Origin of the sequence: Kitasatospora sp. NPDC057692, from assembly GCF_042799475.1 — a bacterium.
Taxonomy (GTDB): domain Bacteria; phylum Actinomycetota; class Actinomycetes; order Streptomycetales; family Streptomycetaceae; genus Kitasatospora.
In genome coordinates this window covers 25,936-32,967 of record NZ_JBHVIV010000009.1, presented here as the reverse complement: position 1 = coordinate 32,967, position 7,032 = coordinate 25,936, and the positions used below count along the sequence as shown (strand labels likewise).

Here is a 7,032-nt window from a genome sequence, read left to right as displayed (position 1 = left end):
CGTGGGGGGGGGGGGGGGGGGGGGGGGGGGGGGGGGGGGGGGGGGGGGGGGGGGGGGGGGGGGGGCGCGCGGGGGGCGGGGTGCCGCGGGCACCCTGCCCCCTCACCGTTGCGCACCCTCCGGGCCGCGAACGCGCTCACGGGCAGATGATGTCGCTCGCCCGCTCCGCGGCGCCCGGCTCCGCCTCCTCCGCCCGTGCCTCGCCCGCCCGTGCCTCGCCCGTCGGACCGGACGGCGTCGCACCCGGCACGGGAGGCGGGGGCGGCGGGGCGGCAACGGCGGTCGGCGCCTCCGCCGTCGGCGTGGCCGCCGGGTGGTCCGCGCCCGCGTACAGCTGGAGGATCACCCCGAGCCCCGGCACCGGCGTCAGCGCGGCTTCCGGCACCGCGCCCGCCAGCGTCCGCGCCGACTCCGCCCAGCGCGGGTCGTACCGGATCACCGTCCGCCCGGCCGCCGTGCCGGACGGGGCGTTGGACGGCACCCCGGTGGTGGCGAACCCGGCCCGCCGCAGCTCGGCGTCGACCCGGGCACCCAGCCCCGTCGTGCCCGCCGCGTTGAACACCTGGACGTGCACCTGGTCCGGTGTGACGGGTGCCGGAGCGATCGGGGCCGGCGTCGGCGTCGGCGCAGAGGTCGCCGGGCCCGGCGCCGCCGTCTCCGCGGCCGCCGCCCCGTCCGTCAGCGGCCGCCCCTCCCGGACGGCGTCGAACAGCTGCCGGGCCCGCTCCCGGTCCCACAGCACCGTCGACCCCCACCCCGCGACCGGATGGTCCACCGAGGCCAGCGGCACGGTCACGAGGTCGGCCCGACCGGCCGTCAGGTCCTTCATCCGGGTCGCCAGGGCGATCGCGTCCTTGGCCGCGAGCCCCTTGTCGGCCTTGACCGAGCCGAGCAGGCCGTCGGTCACCCGGGCCAGCCGGACCGGGTTCAGCAGGGTGCCGCTGCTGGTCACCTCGTGCAGCAGCTGGGCGACGAACTTCTGCTGCCGGTGCATCCGCCCCAGGTCGGCGCTGCCGTCCACGTGCCGGGCGCGTACGTACTTGAGGGCCCCCGCACCGTCCAGGACGCTGGTGCCGGCCGGCAGGTCCAGGCCCGAGTACTCGTCCCTGAGCGGTTTGGCCGTGCACACCCGGACCCCGCCGACGGCGTTCACGGCGGCGACGAACCCGGCGAAGTTCACCTGCAGGTAGTGGTCGATCCGCAGCCCGGTGTTCTGCTCGACGACGGCGACGGCCAGTTGCGGCCCGCCCAGCCCGTACGCGGCGTTGATCTTGCCCTTCCCGGCCGGCACCTCCTTGTGGGTGGCCGCGTCCTGGTGGGCGGGGATGTCCACATAGGAGTCGCGCGGAATGCTGATCACACTGGCCCGGGAGCCGTCCCCGGCGAGCCGGACGATCATCATCGTGTCGGTGCAGTGGCAGGACTCCCCGCCGGCGTGCAGCACGGTCTTCAGCGTGTTCTCCGGGATGCCCTCGCGTTCGTCGGTGCCGACCACCAGGAAGGTGGTGGAGGCGTCGTCGGCCGGCCGGACCCGGTCGTCTCCGAAGGCGTCGACCCGGTCGATCGCACCGATGCCGTGCAGCACCGCCCAGCCGCCGCAGGAGGTGGCGAGGACGCTGAACGCGATGCCTGCGGCCAGCCGGCGGGGCCAGCGGCGCCGCCGGCCGGGCCGGGCGCAGGGCTGGGCGGAGAGGGGGGAGACGGGCATCTCTCGGATGGTAGGGGCGCCCTCGGCCGGGCCGGGTGAGGGCGCGCCGGGGCCGGGGAGTACGGTGGGCCGCGATCGGTGAAACGTTCCTCCTGGTGCTCTCCGGCAACGGCGGAACGTCCCGTCGGCGTTCCCTCGGGTCCGCCCGCCTCCGGGGCCGGTCACAGCGGCCCGGACCGGGACAGGACGGCACCCCGTCCGCACCGGTACGGTTGGCCCCGATGAACACCAAGGCTGCTGAGGAGCTGCCGGCGGTCTCCGTGATCATGCCGGTGCTCAACGAGGAACGACACCTGCGCACGGCCGTCCGGCACATCCTGGAACAGGACTACGCCGGGCCGATGGAGGTGGTGATCGCCCTCGGCCCGTCCACCGACCGCACCGACGAGATCGCCGCCGAACTCACCGCCGAGGACCCGAGGGTCCAAACCGTGCGGAACCCCACCGGGCGCACCCCCGCCGGGCTGAACGCCGCGATCCGCGGCTCCCGCCACCCGATAGTGGTGCGGGTCGACGGCCACGGCCTGCTCACCCCGGGCTACATCACCACCGCGGTCCGGCTGCTCGACGAGATGGAGGCCGCCAACGTCGGCGGCATCATGCACGCCGAGGGCGAGACCGAGTGGGAGCACGCGGTCGCCGCCGCGATGACCTCGAAGATAGGGGTCGGCAACGCCGCCTTCCACACCGGCGGCCTGGCCGGCCCGGCGGACACCGTCTACCTCGGCGTCTTCCGGCGCGAGGTGCTGGAGCGCCTCGGCGGCTACAACGAGGAGTTCGTCCGCGCCCAGGACTGGGAGCTCAACTACCGCATCCGCCAGGACGGCGGCCTGGTCTGGTTCACCCCGCAGCTGCGCGTCACCTACCGCCCCCGGCCGAGCGTCAGGGCGCTGGCCAAGCAGTACAAGGACTACGGCCGCTGGCGCCGGGTGGTCACCCGGTACCACAAGGGCTCGGTCAACCTCCGCTACCTCGCGCCCCCGGCGGCCTTCCTCGGCGTCACGCTCGGGCTGGTGCTCGGCGCGGCCGTCCACCCGGTCTTCCTGGCCGCCCCCGGGGCCTACCTGCTCGGCATCCTCGGCGGCGCGCTGGTCGAGGGCCGCGGCCTGTCGCCCAAGGCGAAGGCGCTGCTCCCGGTGGCCCTCGCGACCATGCACCTCAGCTGGGGCTTCGGCTTCCTCACCTCGCCGCGCTCGCTGGCCCGCAAGGTGATCGGCAGCCGCTCCCCCTCCGCCGCCGACGTGGTGGCCGAGCGCGGCTGACCCCCGGCGGTCCTTGCCGGCCAATCCCGCGGACCCGCCCTCCTGTCCCCGCCCCCGGCGCTATCGTCGGGCGCCATGGGGACAGTTGAGGGCGGGTCCGCCGCCGTTTCCGCCGCTGCCGGGGCCCGGATCGAGCCGACCGCCGACGTCGACGGGCGCGCGGTGCTCGGCGCCGGGACGACCGTCTGGCACCTCGCCCAGGTCCGCGAGGACGCGGTGATCGGCGCGGACTGCATCATCGGCCGGGGCGCCTACGTCGGCCCCGGGGTGCGCATCGGCGACCGGGTCAAGCTGCAGAACCACGCGCTGGTCTACGAGCCCGCCGTGCTGGAGGACGGCGTCTTCGTCGGCCCGGCCGCGGTGCTCACCAACGACCTCTACCCGCGCTCGGTGGACGTCGACGGCCGGCTCAAGCGCGGAGACGACTGGCACGCCCGTGGCGTGACGCTGCGTCGGGGCTGCTCGATCGGCGGGCGCGCGGTGCTGGTCGCCGGGGTGACGGTGGGCCGCTGGGCCCTGGTCGCGGCCGGCGCGGTGGTGCACCGGGACGTCCCGGACTTCGCGCTGGTCGCCGGTGTCCCGGCCCGCCGGATCAAGTGGGTCGGCCGGGCGGGCGAGCCGCTGGAGCCGGCCGGCCCGGACCGCTGGCGCTGCCCGCGCACCGGCGAGGAGTACCGGGAGTCCGACGGCGTGCTCACCCTCGCCGGGGCTTCCTGACCGGGGCCGGGCCGGGCCAGGCCGGGCCGGGCCGGACGAGCGGGACGAGCCGGGCCGGAGGAGCCGGACGGACCGGGGCGGGCTACTTCGCGCAGACGTCGGTGTCGTCGGCCTGGACCCGCTGGAGGTCCTTCGGCGCCTCGGTGGCCTGCGCGCTCGGCGTCGCCGCGGCCGCCGCGGCGGCGGGCGCGTCCTTGCCGAGCACCAGCACCAGCCCGTCCTTCGCCCCCAGCTTCGGGTCCGCCTTGACCGCGTCGGCGGGCAGGCCCAGCGCGGTGGCCAGCGCCGCCGCCTCGGCGGCCTTCCCGGCCGGGTGGGAGACCGTGGTGGTCGCCGTGACCGGCGCGTTGGCGGAGGTCGCGGCCCGGGCGTAGCCCTTCGCCTGGAGCCGGTCGACGGTCTGCTGCGCCTGCCCGGGCGTCCCGCTGCCGTTGCGCACGGTCACCCGCTGCTCCTTCACGTCCACCGCCGGAGCCGCCGGAGCGGCAGGGGCGGTCGGCGCCGCCGAAGCCGTCGGCGCCGCGGGGGAGGTCGGGGAGGCCGGAGCCGGGGCGGCCGCCCCCTCGGTCAGCGACCGGTCGCCCGCCACCATCGAGAACAGCTGCCCGGCGTCCGGCTGCTTGAGTATCAGCCGGTTCTCGTCCGCGGGGTCGTCCAGCACCGGCACGGTGGCGAAGGTGATGTTCCCGGTGTCGACCTTGCTGACGTCCAGCGCGAGGTCCTTCAGCTTGTCGACGCTGTTGATCCCGGAGTCGACGGTGAGCGCCTTGGTGGAGGCGTCGGCGAGCTTCCACAGCTTGGCCGGGTTGGTCAGGGTGTCGCTGCTCTTGATCGAGCGGATCATCGAGCTGACGAACTGCTGCTGCAGCGGGATCCGGGTGAGGTCGCCGCCCTGTCCGACGGCGTGCCGGGTGCGGACGAAGGCGAGCGCCTCGTCGCCCTGGACGACGTGCCGGCCCTTGCTCATCTTCAGGTGCGAGTCCGGGTCGTTGATGTCCTTGGCCGCGCACACCTCGACGCCGCCGACGGCGGTGGAGAGCGTCTTCACGGCCTCGAAGTCGACCATCACGAAGTGGTCGACCCGGATCCCGGTCATCTTCTCGACGGTCTTCCAGGTGCAGCCCGGATCGCGGCCTTCCTGGCCGAGGCTGTTGTTGAACATCGTGCGCGACTCACCGGGGATGTTCTTCCCGTCCGGTGTCCGGCAGTCCGGGACCGGCACCATGAGGTCGCGCGGAATGCTGAGCACGGTCGCGTTGGTGCGGTCCTTGGCGACGTGGAACAGCAGGGTGGTGTCGGCGTGCCCGGCGCTGCCCTCGTCGCCGTAGGAGCGGCCCAGGCCCTCCCGGCTGTCGGTGCCGATCACCAGGATGTTCAGGTCGTCGCCGACCGGCTGGGGCCGCTCCGCCTCGTCGCCCAGCTGCACCTTGACGGTGGTGATGTTGTTGTTGAGGTGCTGGTACGCGTAGTACGCGCCGCCGCAGCCGGCCACCAGGACGAACGCGCCGAGGCCTCCGGTCCACTTCAGCAGCCGTCGGCGGCGGTTGCGCCGCGCCGCGCGCGCCCTGCGGTGGGCGGCCCGGCCGCCGCCGGGCGGGAGCCCGGCCCCGGACGCCGCGGCGGTCTCGGCGGAACGCTCGGGCGCTGCTCCGGCGGACGTGCGCCGCCGCTGGACGGGGATGCCCCGGGCGGGGGCGAACGGCTCGGGCGGGGGCGGCGGCCCCGCGTCCGGCGTGACGCCGTGGGTGTCCTGCTGCACGGGTGCTCCCCTCCCTCCGTCCGGTTCCCGGACCGGTCCGCCAATTGCGCGACCGACTCGGACACCCTAGACGAGCCGGGTGGGGGAATTGTTCCTGATGTGATCTCCGCCATGGCGCGGAACGGCATTTCCCCAGGTGAATCCGGTGCTGGGAATTTCCGGGGAGAACCTTTCAAGATCATGATCCGTGTACGGAACGGTGATCCGATGAACGGTTGATCGGCGCCGCCACCGGTCAGTGCACGGCGCACGCGTCCACGTCGGCGGTCCGCCCCTCGTACGACGGCGCGGTGGTGACGTTCGGTGACGGAGTGGGCGTCGGCGACACCGCGCGAGGGGTCGGCGACGCCGTCCGCGGGGCCGACGGGGGGAGGGAGGCCCCCGGCGCCGCCCGGGCCGTCGGCGACGGACCCGGCCCCGGCGGCCGCACCTCCACCGGCCGGTCGTCCCGCAGCGCCGCGAACAGCTGGGTGGTCTGCGGCTGAACGAACTCGTCCCGGTCCGAGTCGAACCGGTACGGCTGCCGCGGCGCCGTCAGGAAGGTCACGTCCGAGGACGGGATCCCGCGCAGGTCCTGGGTCAGGTCGTACAGCGCGCCCAGCGAGGACAGCCCGCCGTCGGCCCGCACCGAGGAGGTGGCCGCGTCCAGCACCGGCCACAGCTTGGTCGGGTTGAGCAGCACGTCCTGCGACTGCACCTTGCGGATCAGCGCGGCCAGGAACTGCTGCTGACGCCCCATGCGCTGGGTGTCGCTGCCGTCGCCGAGGGTCTCCCGGGCCCGGACGTAGCCGAGCGCCTGCTCCCCGCGCAGGGTCTGCCGCCCGGCCGGCAGGTCCAGTTTGGCGTCCTTGTCGTGGATCGGCTGCGGGACGCACACCTCGACCCCGTCGACGGCCTCCACCATCCGCTTGAACCCGGTGAAGTCGATGATCACGTAGTGGTCGATCCGGATGCCGCTGAGCTGCTCGACGGTCCGGATCGAGCAGGCCGGGCCGCCGGTCTCGAAGGCCGAGTTGAACTGCGCCAGCCCGGCCCGGCTGCGGGTGCCGTCCGGCTTCTCGCAGGCGGGGACGGTCACCATGACGTCGCGCGGGATCGAGACGGCGGTCGCGCGCCGGCGGTCGGCCGCCAGGTGGACCAGGATCGTGGTGTCCGAGCGCTGGCCGCCCGCCGTGCCGTAGGAGGCGTTGGCGCCGGTCCGGTCGTCGCTGCCGATCAGCAGCAGGTTCTCCGCACCGCGGGCCCCGGCGGTCCGGCTGGGGCGCTCGGCCTCCAGCCGGGCCAGCAACTGGTCGGTGGTGGAGTCGGTGCGGATGTTGCCGTCGAGCTTGCGGTAGGCGACCCAGAGCAGCGTGCCGCAGGCCACCAGCAGGAACGCGAGGGCGCAGGCGGTGACGACCAGCCACCGCCGACGGCGGCGCCGGCGGCCGCCGGAAGCCTCGGACACGGCTTCCGGCTCCGCGGCGCCGGACTCCCCGGCCGGAGGGTGGTCGGCCGGGTCGCGGTCGGTCGGCGGGCGTTCGGTCGGGGGGTGCTCGGTGTCGTCCTCGGCCATGGCAGGGATCCCTACCCGCCGGGCCGGGGCC

At 75.1% G+C, this 7,032-nt stretch carries 5 protein-coding genes; 2 read left to right on the top strand and 3 right to left on the bottom strand.

Translation table 11 applies throughout. The features are described 5' to 3' along the window. Window positions 1-136 precede the first annotated feature (136 nt). Window positions 137-1,708, bottom strand: coding sequence for an LCP family protein (locus tag ACFVFS_RS07800; RefSeq protein ID WP_380621311.1), 1,572 nt, complete (start codon window positions 1,706-1,708; stop codon window positions 137-139). A 221-nt stretch (window positions 1,709-1,929) separates the two neighbouring features. Here ACFVFS_RS07800 and ACFVFS_RS07795 point away from each other — a divergent pair, with 221 nt between their 5' ends. Both ACFVFS_RS07795 and ACFVFS_RS07790 read left to right on the top strand, forming a co-directional pair. Continuing rightward, a complete protein-coding gene (locus ACFVFS_RS07795; protein WP_380621309.1) occupies window positions 1,930-2,970 on the top strand; it encodes a glycosyltransferase family 2 protein in 1,041 nt (346 codons plus the stop codon). A gap of 75 nt (window positions 2,971-3,045) precedes the next feature. Next, window positions 3,046-3,687 carry an acyltransferase gene (locus tag ACFVFS_RS07790; protein ID WP_380621307.1) on the top strand — a complete coding sequence of 214 codons (642 nt, stop codon included), beginning with the start codon at window positions 3,046-3,048 and terminating at the stop codon, window positions 3,685-3,687. Between the two features lie 82 nt (window positions 3,688-3,769). On the opposite strand, the gene ACFVFS_RS07785 is transcribed toward ACFVFS_RS07790, so the two are convergent. Beyond that, window positions 3,770-5,446 (bottom strand): LCP family protein, encoded by a 1,677-nt coding sequence (locus tag ACFVFS_RS07785; RefSeq protein ID WP_380621305.1) that lies wholly within the window; start codon window positions 5,444-5,446, stop codon window positions 3,770-3,772. Between the two features lie 235 nt (window positions 5,447-5,681). Then, window positions 5,682-7,001 carry an LCP family protein gene (locus ACFVFS_RS07780; RefSeq protein WP_380621303.1) on the bottom strand — a complete coding sequence of 440 codons (1,320 nt, stop codon included), beginning with the start codon at window positions 6,999-7,001 and terminating at the stop codon, window positions 5,682-5,684. Window positions 7,002-7,032 lie beyond the last annotated feature (31 nt).